General features: G+C 54.2%; 14 protein-coding genes. 5 read left to right on the top strand and 9 right to left on the bottom strand.

Annotation, left to right across the window (positions count from 1 at the left end):
- The first annotated feature begins 78 nt into the window (after nucleotides 1-78).
- The 5 genes from SE15_RS03380 (at nucleotide 79) to SE15_RS03360 (ending at nucleotide 5,803) form a co-directional block, all read left to right on the top strand.
- On the top strand, nucleotides 79-1,881 hold the full coding sequence (locus SE15_RS03380) for an ABC transporter substrate-binding protein (protein ID WP_083461666.1): 1,803 nt from the start codon (nucleotides 79-81) through the stop codon (nucleotides 1,879-1,881).
- A 112-nt stretch (nucleotides 1,882-1,993) separates the two neighbouring features.
- The gene (locus tag SE15_RS03375; protein WP_054520686.1) at nucleotides 1,994-2,992 is read left to right on the top strand and encodes an ABC transporter permease; all 999 of its coding nucleotides are present in this window, start codon (nucleotides 1,994-1,996) and stop codon (nucleotides 2,990-2,992) included.
- The gene (locus SE15_RS03370) at nucleotides 2,989-3,840 is read left to right on the top strand and encodes an ABC transporter permease (RefSeq protein WP_054520685.1); all 852 of its coding nucleotides are present in this window, start codon (nucleotides 2,989-2,991) and stop codon (nucleotides 3,838-3,840) included. Before SE15_RS03375 ends, SE15_RS03370 begins: the two co-directional genes overlap by 4 nt.
- 3 nt (nucleotides 3,841-3,843) lie before the next feature.
- Entirely contained in the window at nucleotides 3,844-4,806 is a 963-nt protein-coding gene (locus tag SE15_RS03365) for an ABC transporter ATP-binding protein (RefSeq protein WP_054520684.1), read from the top strand.
- Entirely contained in the window at nucleotides 4,799-5,803 is a 1,005-nt protein-coding gene (locus SE15_RS03360) for an ABC transporter ATP-binding protein (protein ID WP_083461665.1), read from the top strand. Before SE15_RS03365 ends, SE15_RS03360 begins: the two co-directional genes overlap by 8 nt.
- Before the next feature lie 27 nt (nucleotides 5,804-5,830).
- On the opposite strand, the gene SE15_RS03355 is transcribed toward SE15_RS03360, so the two are convergent.
- From SE15_RS03355 to SE15_RS03315, 9 genes are all read right to left on the bottom strand, one after another.
- The gene (locus SE15_RS03355; protein WP_054520683.1) at nucleotides 5,831-6,877 is read right to left on the bottom strand and encodes a quinone-dependent dihydroorotate dehydrogenase; all 1,047 of its coding nucleotides are present in this window, start codon (nucleotides 6,875-6,877) and stop codon (nucleotides 5,831-5,833) included.
- On the bottom strand, nucleotides 6,874-8,301 hold the full coding sequence (gene pyrF / locus SE15_RS03350) for an orotidine-5'-phosphate decarboxylase (RefSeq protein WP_054520682.1): 1,428 nt from the start codon (nucleotides 8,299-8,301) through the stop codon (nucleotides 6,874-6,876). Before pyrF ends, SE15_RS03355 begins: the two co-directional genes overlap by 4 nt.
- Nucleotides 8,301-9,290: an aspartate carbamoyltransferase gene (gene pyrB / locus SE15_RS03345; protein ID WP_083461664.1), complete on the bottom strand. Its 990-nt coding sequence runs from the start codon at nucleotides 9,288-9,290 to the stop codon at nucleotides 8,301-8,303. Before pyrB ends, pyrF begins: the two co-directional genes overlap by 1 nt.
- Before the next feature lie 54 nt (nucleotides 9,291-9,344).
- Nucleotides 9,345-10,412 (bottom strand): amidohydrolase family protein, encoded by a 1,068-nt coding sequence (locus SE15_RS03340; RefSeq protein ID WP_054520681.1) that lies wholly within the window; start codon nucleotides 10,410-10,412, stop codon nucleotides 9,345-9,347.
- A gap of 249 nt (nucleotides 10,413-10,661) precedes the next feature.
- Nucleotides 10,662-11,942, bottom strand: coding sequence for a D-tagatose-bisphosphate aldolase, class II, non-catalytic subunit (locus SE15_RS03335; protein WP_054520680.1), 1,281 nt, complete (start codon nucleotides 11,940-11,942; stop codon nucleotides 10,662-10,664).
- A gap of 17 nt (nucleotides 11,943-11,959) precedes the next feature.
- Nucleotides 11,960-12,910: a carbohydrate kinase family protein gene (locus tag SE15_RS03330; protein WP_054520679.1), complete on the bottom strand. Its 951-nt coding sequence runs from the start codon at nucleotides 12,908-12,910 to the stop codon at nucleotides 11,960-11,962.
- On the bottom strand, nucleotides 12,888-14,018 hold the full coding sequence (locus SE15_RS03325) for an MFS transporter (RefSeq protein ID WP_054520678.1): 1,131 nt from the start codon (nucleotides 14,016-14,018) through the stop codon (nucleotides 12,888-12,890). Before SE15_RS03325 ends, SE15_RS03330 begins: the two co-directional genes overlap by 23 nt.
- A gap of 47 nt (nucleotides 14,019-14,065) precedes the next feature.
- The gene (locus SE15_RS03320) at nucleotides 14,066-15,025 is read right to left on the bottom strand and encodes a tagatose 1,6-diphosphate aldolase (protein WP_054520677.1); all 960 of its coding nucleotides are present in this window, start codon (nucleotides 15,023-15,025) and stop codon (nucleotides 14,066-14,068) included.
- Nucleotides 15,026-15,119: 94 nt separating this feature from the next.
- Nucleotides 15,120-15,908: a DeoR/GlpR family DNA-binding transcription regulator gene (locus SE15_RS03315; RefSeq protein WP_054520676.1), complete on the bottom strand. Its 789-nt coding sequence runs from the start codon at nucleotides 15,906-15,908 to the stop codon at nucleotides 15,120-15,122.
- Between the last annotated feature and the right edge of the window lie 145 nt (nucleotides 15,909-16,053).

The following is a 16,053-nucleotide window of genomic DNA, read 5'->3' as shown; positions in this document are numbered from 1 at the left end:
TAAACCCTTCACCGCCTAATCCAAAACCATGTCGTCTCACATTTGTAACTTGTGAAAGGAAGAAAGGAGAAAGGAACCATGCGTAAACTTGCCCTATCTGTCTTCACAGTGCTGATCCTGGCTAGCCTGCTTTTGGCGGCCTGTGGTCCAGCCGCCACCCCCACCCCCGAAACCATCATTCAAACCGTGGAGGTGGAGAAAAAGGTTGTCGAGACCCAAATTGTAGAGGTCACCCCAACCGGTCAAGCAGCACCCACCGCCTACCCGCGCAACGAGACCCTCTACATCAGTGGTGCCGCCTGGGGCCCCGCCTCAACCTGGAACCCCTTCCAGCCGGGGATGCTCGCCAACACCACCGGTACCATCGGCCTGCTCTATGAATTCCTCTTCTTCTATGACCCGCTGACCGATAAATTCATCCCCTGGCTGGCTGAAAAGGGAGAGTGGACCGATCCCACCACCTACGCGGTCACTCTGCGCAAAGGATTAACCTGGAGTGATGGTCAGCCCCTGACCGCCGAGGATGTCAAGTTCACGCTTGAACTGGGCAAAAAGTACCCCGCCCTGTGGTTCTCGCCCGTCTGGACCAACACCGGTTTGACCGACGTGGTCGTGGAAGACGAGACCCATCTAACGCTGACCTTTAAGGATCCACTGTACCAGGAATGGGAAAACTATCTCTTCAATCTGCCCATTGTTCCTAAACACTTGTGGGAGAATCGAAGCGAGGAAGAGATTACCACTGGTGCCAATGAGAATCCGGTCGGTTCTGGCGCATACCTGTACCTCACTCACGCCGAGGACCGCAATGTCTGGGTGCGTAATGAGAATTGGTGGGGCATCTCAATTTTCGGGAAGCCCGCGCCCAAATACATCGTTGACATCCGCACTTCCAGCAACAATGTTGCTTTGGGTATGGTGGTTAAGGGAGAGTTGGACCTGAGCAACAACTTCCTGCCTGGCATCGCCACGCTGGCTGAAAAGGGGTATGTGAAGACCTTCTACGAGAAGGCCCCTTACATGCTCTCGGCCAACACCGCCGTCCTCTTCTTGAACACCACCAAGAAACCCATGGATGATGCCAAGTTCCGCCGTGCCCTGGCCTTCGCCATTGATGTGCCCTCCATTGTCAATGTGGCATATGCCAATCTGGTTAAGGCCGCCAGCCCATCGGGCTTACTGCCAACAATGAGCAAGTACGATGACCAGGAAGTCATTGCCCGCCTGGGCTACACCTTCGACACCCAGAAAGCCAAGCAAATGCTGGCAGATGCCGGTTACAGGGACGTGAACGGGGACGGTTTTGTCGAAGCACCGGATGGCTCCAAGATCGAGCTCCAGGTGACCTGCCCGAATGGGTGGACAGACTGGATGGCAGCCATTGACATTATCGCCTCCAGCGCCCAGGCCGCAGGAATCAACATTAAAGCCGCATACCCTGACTACGGCGCCTGGAACACTGCCTTGCAAGGGGGCACCTTTGACATGACCCTCAATAACTGGGCTCAAATGAGCAATACCCCCTGGACGCTCTACAACCTGCTCTTCCGGCACCCCATTCAGGAGCAGATGCAATCGGGCAACTTCGGGCGCTATGTTAACCAGCAAATGTTTGACCTGGTAGATGCTCTGGCCCGTGTGCCCACCACCGACGAGGCCGGGATGAAGGCTGCTGTCAGCAAGATTCAGGAACTCATGCTCACCGAAATGCCCGTGATCCCGCTGTGGTACAACGGCTTGTGGGCACAATGGACCGAGACCACCTGGACAAACTGGCCCAACGAAAAGAATCCCGTGTCCCTACCTACCACTTGGTCGGGTTACTGGCAGATGGGCGGTCTGCAAACTCTGATCAACCTGAAGCCGGTGGCTCAGCCATAACCGCAACGGTCTCAAGATGCCGCCTCTCCCGTATGGGGAGAGGCGGCATCCCCTCATTGTTTATCCGTGGTTTTCCAGACTACAATAGATCAAAAGCCCAGGAGTTTCCCTCATGCGGCGTTACCTGACAAGGAAAATCCTCATCTACTTACTTACTTTCTTTCTCGCAGTCACAATTGACTGGTTAATCCCGCGCTTTATGCCTGGTGACCCAATACGCAATATGCTGGCGCGTGTCTCGGTGGCTTCCAATGCATCTGCCATTCAAATGATGTACGACTACTACGCACGTCTCTTCGGCCTCGATCTGCCCCTCTGGCAGCAGTATCTCAACTTCTGGAAAGCCCTTTTCCAGGGAAACCTGGGCATCAGCACCTACCTCTTTCCCACCCCGGTCATCGAGGTTCTAAAGCGCGCGGTGCCCTATGATGTGTTCTTACTCGTTCCCTCCATCCTCTTAGCCTGGTACGCCGGCAATAATTTTGGGGCCTTTGCAGCCCGCTCAAAGCGATTGGATAATTTCGTTCTTCCCCTCAGTTACGTGCTAACGGCAACGCCCTACATGTGGCTGGGAATTTTGTTGGCCTGGTTTTTCGGCATCGTCCTGGGTCTCTTTCCCATTGCTGGGGCCTATAGTTTTTCTCTGCGTCCTACCTGGTCATGGACCTTCCTGCTTGACCTGCTTCATCATTGGTTTCTCCCTTTTGCCTCCCTCTTTATTATCGACTTCGGCGGCTGGGCCATCGGGATGCGCAACATGATCATCTACGAATTGGAAGCGGAATACTCCCGCTATCTGACAGCCCTGGGAGCCCCTCAGCACCTTATTCGAAGATACGCTTTCAACAACGCCATTTTGCCCCAAATCACCGGGCTAGCCCTTAAATTAGGGGTTATCGTTGCTGGAGCGTTAGTCACTGAGGTGGTTTTCTCCTACCCTGGCATTGGTTATTTGCTTCTGGCAGCCATTCAGAATCAGGACTACTTCCTTATCCAGGGCTGCTTCCTCTTCATCATTCTCGGCGTCTTGATCGCTAACTTCGTAATTGACCTGGTCTATATTGTGGTAGACCCACGAACCCGAAGAGGCATGGTGGGAGAGTCGGCATGAAAAAGCGAAACGAGGTGCTTTACTTCGCCTTGCGTAACAATAAACTGCTCATTGGTAGCGGCATCATTCTGGTTTTCCTTATCCTGGCGTTAGTTGGCCCAACCCTTGCCAAATACAAGCCCTTCGATTATGCCAGCCCCCTCGGTGCTGAACCCCCTTCGGCAAAATACTGGTTTGGAACCACCTTTTTTGGACAAGATGTTTTCTCACAGTTTGTTAACGGCTTACGAGCCACCTTCATCGTGGGTCTCTTGGGGGGTGGTCTGGGAACATTAGTGGGAATGCTCATCGGTTTTACTGCCGGCTACCGCGGTGGCATTTTAGATGAGATTCTGAACGCTTTTACGAATATTGTGCTGGTCATCCCAACATTAGCGGTTTTGTTGATTATCGCGGCTTATTTACAGGTACGTAGCCTGTTGATGGAATGTCTGTTCATCGGATTGACCGCCTGGCCCTGGGCAGCCCGCGCCATTCGTGCACAGACTTTCTCCCTGCGCACGCGCGACTTTGTCGACCTGGCCAGGCTTAGCGGCATGAAGCCTTTCAAAATCGTGCGCAAAGAGATCGCCCCTAATATGATGTCGTACCTGGTGCTGGTTTTCATCTTGCAGTTCGGTGGCGCCATTCTCACGGCCGCCACCCTGGATTTTATCGGTCTGGGTCCTACCAACACCATCTCTCTTGGCTTGATGATGCAATACGCCGTCTTATGGGGAGCACTCCCTCTCGGAATGTGGTGGTGGTTTGTTCCCCCCGGCCTGGCCATCACCGCCATCGTAGGTGCCCTTTATAGCATGAATGTGGGACTGGATGAAATCTTTAACCCCAAATTGCGCGAGATATAAACCATGGCCTTGAAGGTAGAAAACCTGACAGTTTACTATCAAACCTTGCGGGGAGACGTCCACGCGCTGGAACATGCCACCTTTCAAATCGCAGATGGTGAGATCATGGGTCTGGCTGGCGAATCGGGATGCGGTAAAACCACGCTGGGACACAGTCTAATTGTGCTCTTCCCCCCAATGAAATATATAGGCGGCCAGGTATGGTTGGACAACGAAGAGCTGCCCATTTGGGACAGCGAACGGATGAATGCCTATCGCTTTCATAAAGTATCGCTCATCCCACAATACGCCATGAACGCCATGAACCCGATTCGCAAGATCGGGAAAATGATCCAGGAACTGCTCGAATCACGTAAAGTGGATTACAAAGAGGTATTGCCAGAACTGAAACGGCGTCTAGATCTGGTCGCATTACCTCATGATGTCTTGCAAATGTATCCCATTGAACTCTCAGGAGGGATGAAGCAGCGCATGGTGATGGTGATCTCCTCCCTGCTTAATCCCTCCCTGTTAATCGCCGATGAGATCACCTCGGCCCTGGACGTAGCCACTCAAAAAGCTGTGGCCGAAATGCTGGTCGAATTCCGCGACCGCCAGTTTGTTAAATCCATGATTGTTATCACCCATGATATTTCCATCCTTTATCAGGTTGCCGATAGCATTCTCATCATGTATGCTGGCGTGCTGGCTGAAAAAGCCCCCACCCAATCCATTATTGAGTCCCCACGTCATCCCTATACACGCTTGTTGATTTCCTCATTGCCTGAAGTTGGGGTGCGCTTTGCCGATAAGCGTCTGAGTGGTATCCCCGGTAATCCCCCCCTGCTTTTGGACCCACCCATTGGTTGTCGTTTCAGGGATCGCTGCCCGCTGGCTTTTGAGCGATGCCTTGAAGAGCCGCCCTTCATAGAAGTAGCAAAAGATCATTACGTGGCTTGTTGGAGGGAGTTCGAAAATCATGCTTAGATTGGATAACGTTTCTAAGGTCTACCGGATTGGTGCATTCGGAGGAAAGGCCCTACACGCCGTTAACAACGTAAGTTTTGAGGTACAGAAAGGCGAAGTGGTTGCTCTGATTGGAGAAAGCGGGAGCGGCAAGAGCACCATTGGCAAAATGATCCTGCGTTTGCTCGAGGTCACCGAAGGGAAAATCACTTATAACGGCGAGGATATTTCCGTTTTTAAGGGTGAAACCCTAAAAAACTACTACCGTCAAGTGCAGGGCGTTTTTCAAGATCCATTCAGTTCCTACAATCCCATTTTCAAGGCCGATCGGATCTTTGAAGTGCTCCATGAGGAATTTTTTCCCGGCCTATCTGCCACTGAATGGCAGCATCGGGTCGAAAACGCCCTCTTTTCAGTGGGGCTCAATCCGGCCCACGTCCTCAACAAGTATCCCCACCAGTTAAGTGGTGGGCAATTACAGCGTTTTTTGATCGCGCGCGCCTTACTGTTAGATATTCAATTCCTGGTCGCCGATGAGATTATCAGCATGCTAGACGCCTCAACCCGCATTGATGTACTCAATCTTTTGGCGGACCTTAAATCACGTGGACTTTCAATCCTCTTCATCACCCACGATCTCTCGTTGGCTTATTACATCAGCGACCGTGCCATCATTCTCTATAAGGGTTATGTGGTTGAACGGGGTGCCGCTGAAAAAATTTTCCACACCCCACTCCATCCCTATACGCGCATGCTCATGGAATCCGTTCCCCGTCTAGATCGCAAATGGGAAAAAGGCACCACCCTCCTGGAGCGCCAGGCCGAAGCGTTTCAGGGCGGATGCCCTTATTACGAACGCTGCCCAGTTGCGGAGAAAATTTGTGCTGCTTACCGCCCTCCGCTAGCAGAGGTAGATGCCGATCATCTCGTCGCCTGTGTCCACTACGAACCATCTGCCACCCCCCTGAACCCCCTTGCCTATACCGAACAGCGCACACGGCAGGGGAACCCCGGCTAGCCGTCCCCACACGACAGGCGGGGCTTTTTATGCTCGCGGAATTCTCAAACCGCTCTCCAGGATGCGCTTGACCAGTGCTGGCCCTTCGTAAATCAGGCCGCTATATAATTGCACCAACACCGCGCCCGCATCCAGTTTTTCCTGGGCCTGGGCAGGCCCCATGACTCCGCCGCTTGCCACGACGGGCAGTTTACCACCAGTGCGTCGGACCACTTCAGCCACCAAACGTGTGTTGAGATCATTCAGGGGCAACCCGCTTAACCCGCCTGTCTCGGCGGCCAAGGGGGAGCGCAGCCCCTCCCGCCGAACGGTCGTATTACTAACAATGACGCCGTCCATCCCACAACGAAGGATCGCTTCTAGCGCCGCATCTAACCCTTCGTCATCCAGGTCGGGGGCAATCTTTACCAATAGGGGAATTCGTCGCCTCAGAGACTGCTCTTGCGCCTTGCGTGCTTCTGCCAGAGGATTAAGCAGATCTTCCAGCAGTTGTCGTTGTTGCAATTGGCGCAACCCCGGCGTGTTTGGTGAACTGACATTGATCGCGAGATAGTCGCAAAGAGGAGCAAAAACCTGAAGCAGGCTGAGATAGTCCTGTGCGGCTTCTTCCAGTGGCGTTTGGCGATTCTTACCGATGTTGACTCCTAATATGATCCCCTGGGGCCGCTTTCCCCGTAAACGCCGCGCCAGAAATTCAGCCCCACGGCTTGGAAAGCCCATTCGGTTGATGATCGCCTGATCCTCCACCAGGCGAAAGACGCGCGGGGGTGGGTTGCCCGGCTGGGGGCGGGGAGTCACCGTGCCCAGTTCCAGGTGGCCAAACCCCAGGCAGGCCAATCCACGCCATCCCAGGCCGTCCTTATCAAAACCAGCGGCTAAACCCAACGGGTTACGAAAAGAAAGCCCAAACACCTGCACAGGCGGCCCCTGAATCTTCGGCTCAAACCAGGCTCTGAGCACAGCCCGTGTAACAGGGTTGTCCCCCCCCAAACGTAGCAAGGCAATCACCCAATGGTGCGCCGCTTCAGGGGTAAGACGAAAGATGAGCGGACGTAAAAATGCGTAAAGGTTCATGTGCTTTTCAGAAACGCTCGTACCTCGGCAATTTTTTCACGCGCGATGCGGTCAGTGGCTTCCCAATAATCCAGTAATTGGCTCAAGCTCAATACAGCGTGCAGACGGTACCCGGCAGCCGCCAGCGCTTCCGCCGCACCAGATTGCCGGTCTATGAGCACCACCACATCCTGCACAAGCAAACCGGCCTGGGTCAGCCGTTCAATTGCCTCAAACTTACTTCCGCCCGTTGTAGCCAAATCATCAATCACCACCACCCGCTCCCCCGGATGGTATTCACCCTCGATCTCAGCACGCGTACCGTATTCTTTGACTTCCTTCCGTGGGTAGATAAGAGGCCAATCTCCCAGGAGGCTGAGTGTGGTGGCAATCGGAAGCGCCGCATAGGGCAACGCGGCCAGACGATCAAACGAGAGGTTTCGCAACACCCCCAGATAAGCCCGGCTGACCTGAGCCAGCAACCTGGGATGCGAAACGAGTTGACGCAAATCAATGTAAATAGGAGATTGCAACCCCGATTTCAAGGTAAAACTGCCGAAACGCACGCAACCGGCTTGTAACAGCGCCTCGGCCAGAATGGCTAACCCAGGCGGAAACGTTGGCATTGAATTCCGCGCGGCCATGGCAATCGCACGCTCACGGCGCAGGTTCGCAACCCAATCTAGGGCCGCCTGACGAGGTGACTCGGCGCGCGAGATAGCACGCGAAACCGGCAGCAACAGCCCCATTCCATCTGCGCGCAGGCCAGCCTGAAGCGCGGCCGCCAGGTCACCCCCCTGCGCCCCTACCCCCGGCGCCAAAAACCACATATCCGGCACCAGACTGCGCAAGCGCGCCAGCGCCTCGGGGTAAGTCGCCCCCACTACCAGTCCGATATTACCCTGGGCATTCCAGGCCTGGGCTTTGAGCGCCACCTTCTCGTAAAGCAGCAGGTCTGCATCTGCCCCTCCCAGGGGAAGATCCTGAAAGTCCCCCGCACCCGGATTAGAAGTCTTGCACAGCAGGAACACCCCATGCCCGGGATCGCGCAGGAAAGGCTGTATGCTATCCTGGCCGAGATAGGGGTTCAGGGTAATAGCATCCACTCCCAGGGTTTCAAAAGCGGAGCGCGCATAAGCCTCGGCCGTGGAAGCAATATCTCCCCGTTTGGCATCCAGGATTACCGGAATATCCTTTGGGATGCTGGCAATCACATCTTTGAGCACCTGCCAGCCCTCCGGCCCAAAAGCCTCGAAGAAGGCCGCATTGGGTTTGTAAGCCAGCGCCAGATCAAGCGTGGCCTCAATCAGGCGCTGGCAAAACGCACCTGCGGCCGCTGGGGTAGGTTCAGGTAGGTCCTGCAAATGCGGATCCAATCCTACGCAGAGCAACGAATCAATTTGCCGTGCACGAGTTTCCAGTCTAGTGAAAAAATTACCACTCATCAGGCTTTCCCTAATACCATTGCCAGAAGTGCCATACGCACGTAGAGTCCATACTCCACCTGGCGGAAATAAGCCGCCCGTGGATCCTGATCTACTTCCATGGCAATCTCACCCACGCGTGGAAGCGGATGCATCAGGATCATGGTTTTCTTGGCCGCCTGCATGATTTCCGGTGTGATCACATAGGCATCCTTGACCGATTCATACTGTTCAGGATCTTCGAAACGCTCCTTTTGTACACGGGTCACATAGAGCACATCGGTCTCTGCCAGTACGGGTTCTAAGGAGGTATATTCAAACTGTGGCGTCCCGGTCGCTTGAATCTCGGTAATAATCTCTCGCGGCATACGCAAGATATCGGGGGACACATAATTGAGTTTGACATTATAAAGGGAGAGCAAACGGGCCAGCGAGTGGACCGTGCGACCGTATTTCAAATCCCCCAACATGGTCACCGTGATATGATCCACCCGCCCCAGTTCCTCCTGGATGGTAAAGAGGTCCAGAAGGGCCTGGGTAGGATGCTCTCCCACACCATCACCAGCATTGATAATCGGCTTGCGAGCGTATTTGGCCGCCAGCGCCGCCGCCCCTACTTCCGGATGGCGCAAAACGATCACGTCGGCATAGGCTTCCAGGGTACGTACCGTATCCGGTAGCGATTCCCCCTTTGCTACTGAGGAATAGCGCACTTCGTTGATGGGGATCACGCTACCTCCCAAACGCTCCATGGCCGCGGTAAACGAGGCCGAGGTGCGGGTCGAAGGTTCATAGAAGAGGTTGGCTAAAATTTTGCCTTTCAGCAGATCAAAGGTGCCGATACGGCGCACCATTTCGGCCATTTCGTGGGCAACCCCAAAGATATATTCCAAATCACTGCGATCAAATTGTTTGACTGAGAGAATGTCCTTGCCGTACCAGGAAGCATTTTTATTTTCACCAAACGGCAGGTAAGGACTTTTTTCTTGATACGGGGTATAAGTTGCCATTTCTCACTCCTCTGGTAAAAGATTTGTTATAGCGAGCATTCAGCCCACTAGGACTTACGCTAATTCTTCGCGCACATTGCGACCAAATCCCGGCGAAACCAGGACCTTTCCATCCCGAAATGCCTCGGTTCCGCGTACGACAACACGTACGATCCGTCCCCGTACGCGCCAGCCCTCAAAAGGCGTCCAGCCCGCGCGGGTCAGCAGATTGGCGCCCTGGATCTCCCAAGCAGCCTCAGCATCTACCTCGACCCATGTCTCCGGTTGTGAGGGTAAACGAAAGATGCGTTGAGGATTAACATAGTAGCGTTGAACAATATCATCCAGGGTCAAACGCCCTTCGGACACCGCGGTCAGCAAGAGCGGCAAAGCCGTCTCCAGTCCGGGAAAACCCGGCGGGGGCGTAGGGCCGTCTTTCTCGGCCAGGGTATGGGGGGCGTGATCGGTGGCAAAACAATCAATGACTTCCAAATTGTCCCATAGCGCCTGACGATCTACCGGGCTGGCCAACACAGGACGAACCTCTGCCCGCCCCTGCCCAATGGCTGGAATATCCTCTTCACTCAAGAACAGATGATGAGGAGTTACTTCACAGGTTACCTTTAACCCACGCTCTTTAGCCGCCCGAATAATGACGATTTCCTCGCGCCGCGAGACATGACAGAGATGAACCGGACGACTATAAAAGGACGCTAAAAGGATGACCGCTGCCAGAGTACGTCCCTCGGCGTGCACCGCCAAAGGGACTTCAGCCGGCCAGTGCGCGAGATGTCCCATCCAAGTCATCATGTCCGCCAGGCGCAAAGGTCCATAGGTGTGATCCAGATACATCTTTAGTCCCGCAACCCGCGATGCTAATCCAGGGGCCAGGTGCACGTTCTCAGGGGTAGCCCCCAGGTACTGGGCATAATCGCAGAGCGCCTTGCGACGGGCAGCCTGTAATACAAGATTCAGGGTATCGGTGTCAGTAATGGGCGGCTGGGTGTTTGGCATGGCCAGCACCAGGGTTACTCCACCGGCCAGCGCAGCAGAGGTGCCGCTCTGCCAGTCTTCTTTATGGGTGGCCCCGGGCTCGCGTAAGTGCACGTGAGGGTCAATCAGGCCAGGAAGTCGCAATAGCATTTCCACCTCCATACAGAGAAAGAGAGCCTGAAAACGGCTCTCTTTCCCAGGGCAACGACAAATCAAGAAGTAAAAAGAAAGAGCCTTTTAAGGCTCTCTCCCTAAAAACCCCAGGAACGCGGAAGGGGTTCCGCCGTTCCATCACGAAGTCTCTGGTTAGGGTTTGTACGCTCATTTCGGGGCAATTCTATACAGGAATGCCAGTTTGTCAAGGGCTAATTTTCCAGAAAACCACGGAAGCGTCCCTTTTCACTCCCCTATCCTCACACCACACGCCACATTGTAGTCTTCCAGTACGGCTTGGATTTTATCCAGAATCAAAGCATCAAACTGGTTAGGCAGCCGTCCATCCCGCACTTTGCGATATTGATCCGGCAAATACTGACTGAGAAGGACAAGGGGGATCGAAACACGATTCAGATTTGCCCGCAAGCGTTCAAAGGCCTGTTCAACCGCTGGTGCACTCCAATAATAACGAATGCGATCGCTGAAACTATACCCTCTGGCAATCCGACGCGCTCGCTCATCGCCCAAGTAATACTTTTGCCAGTAGACCGGGTTGGCCAGCATGGTTGTTTCCAAAACTTCCAGGATGCGACTGGGTGAATCGCATACCCAATCCTCGATACTGGCCAGGGCAAAAACTGCCTCACGAAAAGCAAAGGTTAGCGCCGGACCCACCTTCAGGATTGCGAAATGATCCTCAACCAAAGCCCGCAGCGCATCACGGGGCTGATAGTCGGTGGAGTGAGCCTCATAGACTAAGCCGGGCTGGCTTTCAATGAAGCGGGAAAGAGCCTGCGCTTCCTCACGGCGGTAAACATGAATCTGATGATCTCCGAATTCAACACCGGGTTGCACTACTAACGCCACTACACGTTCCCAGGCAGACTCTAAACCTCGCTTGAAAAAAGCCGCTCTGGTCAGTGCAATGGTCTCCGCTGCATCCTCCGGACGGGTTACCCTCAAAGTTTCGGCTTCAGCCTTGGCGCCACCTGCTGGGGGCACCTCGGTTCCAATGACGTAGTTGGGCAAGGGCAAGCCCATAACATCACAAGTTGACTCTGCCACCTGAGCCAATTCGGCTGCCCGCTCAGCAATGACCTTTGGAGAAAAATCGCGATCATCCGCACAGGGCATTGAGCAATCCAGATGAATTTTGCGAAAACCAGCCTCTACATAGGCTTTGACCAGAGCTCGAGCTTTTTCCATGGCACTCTCAGCAGGTTCATGAGCCCAGACCAGGGGTCCCAAATGATCGCCACCCAAAAGGAGGTTTTCACGTGGAGAGCCTACCCGTGCAGCAATATTCTCCACATACCGCACGAAATCTGCCGGGGTCATCCCCGTATATCCCCCATACTGATTGACTTGATTGCAAGTGGCCTCGATTAGGACCGGTGTATGGGTCATCATCCCATTACGCAGCGCCGCCTCAATGACATACGGATGCGCCGAACACACTGAGGTAATGCCCAGGGGGCGCCTAAAACGATGAGAAAGCACCACAAAATCCAAATAGGTAACCATTGTCCTCCTCCCGGGGATTACGGAAGTCCCACCTGCTCCCAGCGCGTTAAAATCGCTATTGCCTCCGCAAGCGTGGGCTGAGCCGCAGTACCCCCTGCAGCCCGAGTTGAAAGTGAGCCGCAGATGACGGCCAAGCGCAGAGTTCGCTCCAGGTCCCAGGTGTTAAGATAGCCATAAATAAAGCCGGCATCAAAGCTATCACCTGCGCCTACCGTATCCACAACGTCCACAGATAAACCCGGAGCATATACCATGCGTTGCCCTTGCACGGCCAGGGCTCCCCGTGCACCCAGTTTGATTGCCACGGTTTCGACTTGCATTGCCAGTTTTCGCGCCGCTGTTTCAATATCCCCTTCACGGCTCAATGAACAAGCCTCAACCTCATTCAGAAAGAGAACATCGGTTTCGGCCAGCAAGGTCTCAAAGCCCTGCCATTGTCCGCTGGGGTCATAGTTAGTATCCAACGAGGTAGTCGCTCCCCGAGCGCGCGCCTGCCGGAACAGATCGGGCAAGCCGGGTTGAAGATTGGTCTGCAGAAAATAGGAAGCCACATGGATATGCCTTGCCTGTTCCAGAACTTCCCAAGGGACATCCTCAGCCCGCAGCATCGGGATCAGCCCTGGATAGGTCAAAATGGCCCGGTCTGCTCCCCGTGCCAGAATGACGCTTAGCCCGGTAGTTCCCTCAGCCCGCACCTGCACATAGTCAGTATTTATATTGCGTAAACGCATTTGCTCCAACATGAAATGGCCGAATACATCGGCTCCACATAGGCCTACAAAGGCGGTCTTCAGCCCCAAACGCGCCGCACCACAGGCAAAAATGGCCGACGATGAACCCACTGTCAACGTGGCGCTATCTACCAATTTCTCTACCTGTCCAAAAACCGGTTCGACATCACCCGCCAGGATGAGATCCGGGTTGATTTCACCCACGACCAGAAGATCAAATGCTTTTTGTGTGTTCATTTCTCGTGCTCCACAAGATTAGCGCTCCAAGCACTCCCACACCACTGGTGATGCGAAACATCCATATGGCGCCCACATGAGCCAGCAGAAACCCTCCCAGTAGAGAACCCACCACCATGCCCACCCCCATAATAGCACTGGAAAACAACCCCTGAGCCGTTGCATTGAGGCCAGGGGGAGCCATCATCCCCGCATACGAGACACCCGAGACCCACATCAAGGCATAAGTCAACCCATGCATCAATTGAATCGGCATTGCCATCCAGGGCTGCGAGATAAACGAGTAAAGTAAAGCCCGCACAGCAAAAAGGATCAATCCTGCTATCATCAGCCATTGGGGGGACCAACGTTTGAGTAATCCACTGGAGACATAGAGCAAAGACACCTCGGAAACAGTCGCTACGGTCAGGCTAAAACCGAGAAGCGATTGAGAAGCCCCCAAATCCTGAAGGAAAAGGAATAGAAAATTACTGATCACGGAGAGGACAACCCCACCACTGAATGCCGTAAACAAGAATGCGCGCCAGCGTGGATCGGCCCAGAAAAGCGAGAGTGCTCCTGCTCCCAAGGGGCGCATCAAGGTGGAACGCACGGGTTGGCGTGCAGCCAACAGCGCGCTCAGTCCCATCAGGGCCCCAAAGACGATAAACAACCCCTGCAACCCTACTTTTTCTGCCAATCGTCCGGCTAACGGAGCACAAATGCCCCACCCAATAGCCCCCCACAAGCGAATGCGCCCATAACGATCGCGGTGTTCTCCCAGAGATTGCAGCACTGAACTATCCAGAATCGGCACAATGGGAGACAAAAACAGCGCCAAAGGAACAATCACAACCAAAAGGCCCAAAAATGAGCGTGGTAATGCCAGGAGCACCCCGAAAATGGCCACGCTGACCAGCGATATTATCAACACCTGTTTATGCCGCTGGCGCGAGTCCGCCAGCCAACCCCATAGCGGCCCGCTGACCAGGTTGATCAGTGGCACCGCTGCCGTCAATATCCCAATTTGCTCCCCACCCAGCCCCAATTGACGATAGTACACCGGCAGGTAAGGATACAAGGCCGCCATCGCGGCATAGTAAATAAAATACAGAACGGGCCAGTACATGTAAGATGCCAGAGAGTCTTTACGCTTGCCTCAGAACAGTGAGCACCTTAATAGGTCTTATACCAATCCAGGGGAGCCTCACACGTAAAAATTTCCGTCCAGGGGCGTGCCAGGGCATAACACAAAGCCGCCAGACGTTCCAGACGCTCCCGGGCAACCGTGTGCAAAAACGTGCTTCGAGCGGTTGGATTCATGCCGACGGCTTCCTGCCACACAGCCCGCCCCACGGCGATTCCACTCGCCCCACTCTGGCACGCCAGGGCCACCTGACGCAAATAGGTTTCAAAACTCACTGCCGCCGAGAGCAATATCCAGGGGACCGCCAAGGCAGCATGGAGTTCCTCCAATGCCTCACGCCATACTTGTTCATCCTGATTATGGGCGGTCAGCGGGAATTCGGCTTTAAGCACGTCAACGCCGGGAATGGGGCTTAAGCGACGGGCCGTCTCTACCACCACCCAGCGCTTTTCTTCATCGCTCAGTGCAGTGCCCTGCAAGGGATAGGAGAGGGGTTCTAACATAAGGGGGAGATCATATTTCAGGCTCTCCTCCCCTACCTGAGCCACAAACGCTTCAATCTCGCCAGCGGTGGGAGCTTGAGGATGATAATAAACCAGCAACTTGATCATATTGGCTCCCATACGCCGCGCCTTTTCCACACTCCACCCCGGTAGAATTTGAGAGCGCCGGGCACCCGGTTCACCGGTATATCCAGTGGCTTCCACTGCTACCACTAACCCCACCCGACCAGGCAAAGCCCGAGTCGCAATGGCTTGTGCTGCCGAAACCTCAGGATCCAGTAGCACCGCAGTTGCTGTATCAGCCAGTGCGCTTAGCACCTCCAGTTTAAACCGGGACAGTTCAGCATCACTCACTGCACTGGGATCTTGCGGATTGAGCGCACGTCGTAAGTTCTGACGATGATCAAGCGCCAAAACCGTAAAAGTATGCCGGGGGCTGCTGCATTGTTGTAAGCCACGTAATTTACCAATTGAGCGCTTTTCCATAAAACGAGTCCTCACAAAGTCGAATAAGAGTAACTTATGACTACAAAACACCCATCTAGTATCCCCCAATGGGGATCGGCCGCCTCATAATCATTCAAGCCAGGATCACCCGGACGCCAACCTGGCGCAAGGCCTCCACGAATTCCTGGGGCGCGCCCGTATCAGTGATCAGGGTGTGAACGGCGTTAATGGGGGCCACCCGGGCAGTCGAAACGCGACCACACTTGGAGTGGTCGGCCAGCACGATGATTTCACGCCCAATTTTCAAGATAGCCCGATCGGTGAGTGTTTCGGGCAAGTAGGCATTGGTTAAACCTTCGCCAACATCAACGGCATGAATCCCAATGAAGACTTTATCCGCTCGCACCTCACTCAATGCCTGTTCTGTGATATGGCCGATAAAGGAAAGTTCAGTGGAGCGCAATACCCCACCCAACCCCACCAACGTAATCCCTCCCGAAGAAGCCAGTTCGTTAATGACCGGGAGAGAATTGGTGATCACCGTCAAATTGTTGTAAGAGCGTAATAAACGGGCTAATTCCAGGACTGTCGAACCAGAACCCAGAAAAACCGTCTCCCCTTCCTGGATCAGAGCAGCCGCCGCTCGTGCAATCCGCTGCTTCTCCTCCAAATGCTGATTGGAACGCTGGAGGATAGGCGGCTCCGCCGGGGCCCGTCGGGCAGGGATCGCGCCACCGCGCACTTTACAAATTAACCCTCGCTGATCCAGGGCCTCTAAATCTCGGCGAGCAGTCGCCTCGCTGATGCCAAACGCCTCACAGATCTCCGCAATACTAACACGCTGACGGCGGTTAATCAAATCCAGAATCAGCCCCTGACGATCGGGACCGGGGAAAGCCGTTTTTTGTGCGTTCGTTCTCATCTTCTCACCCTCTTGGTTTTGCAAAACACCCGGTCAGATGAATGATTATGACCGATTGTACGATATTTTGATTGAAAGTGCAACATCATTTGTGCCTCGTAAAAACGCTTCCTAAGCCATTTTGCGCATTCCATCCCAAGTGATA

It is taken from the genome of Thermanaerothrix daxensis (assembly GCF_001306145.1).
GTDB classification, from domain to species: Bacteria; Chloroflexota; Anaerolineae; order Anaerolineales; family Anaerolineaceae; genus Thermanaerothrix; species Thermanaerothrix daxensis.
This window is presented reverse-complemented; position numbering and strand designations above follow the sequence as displayed.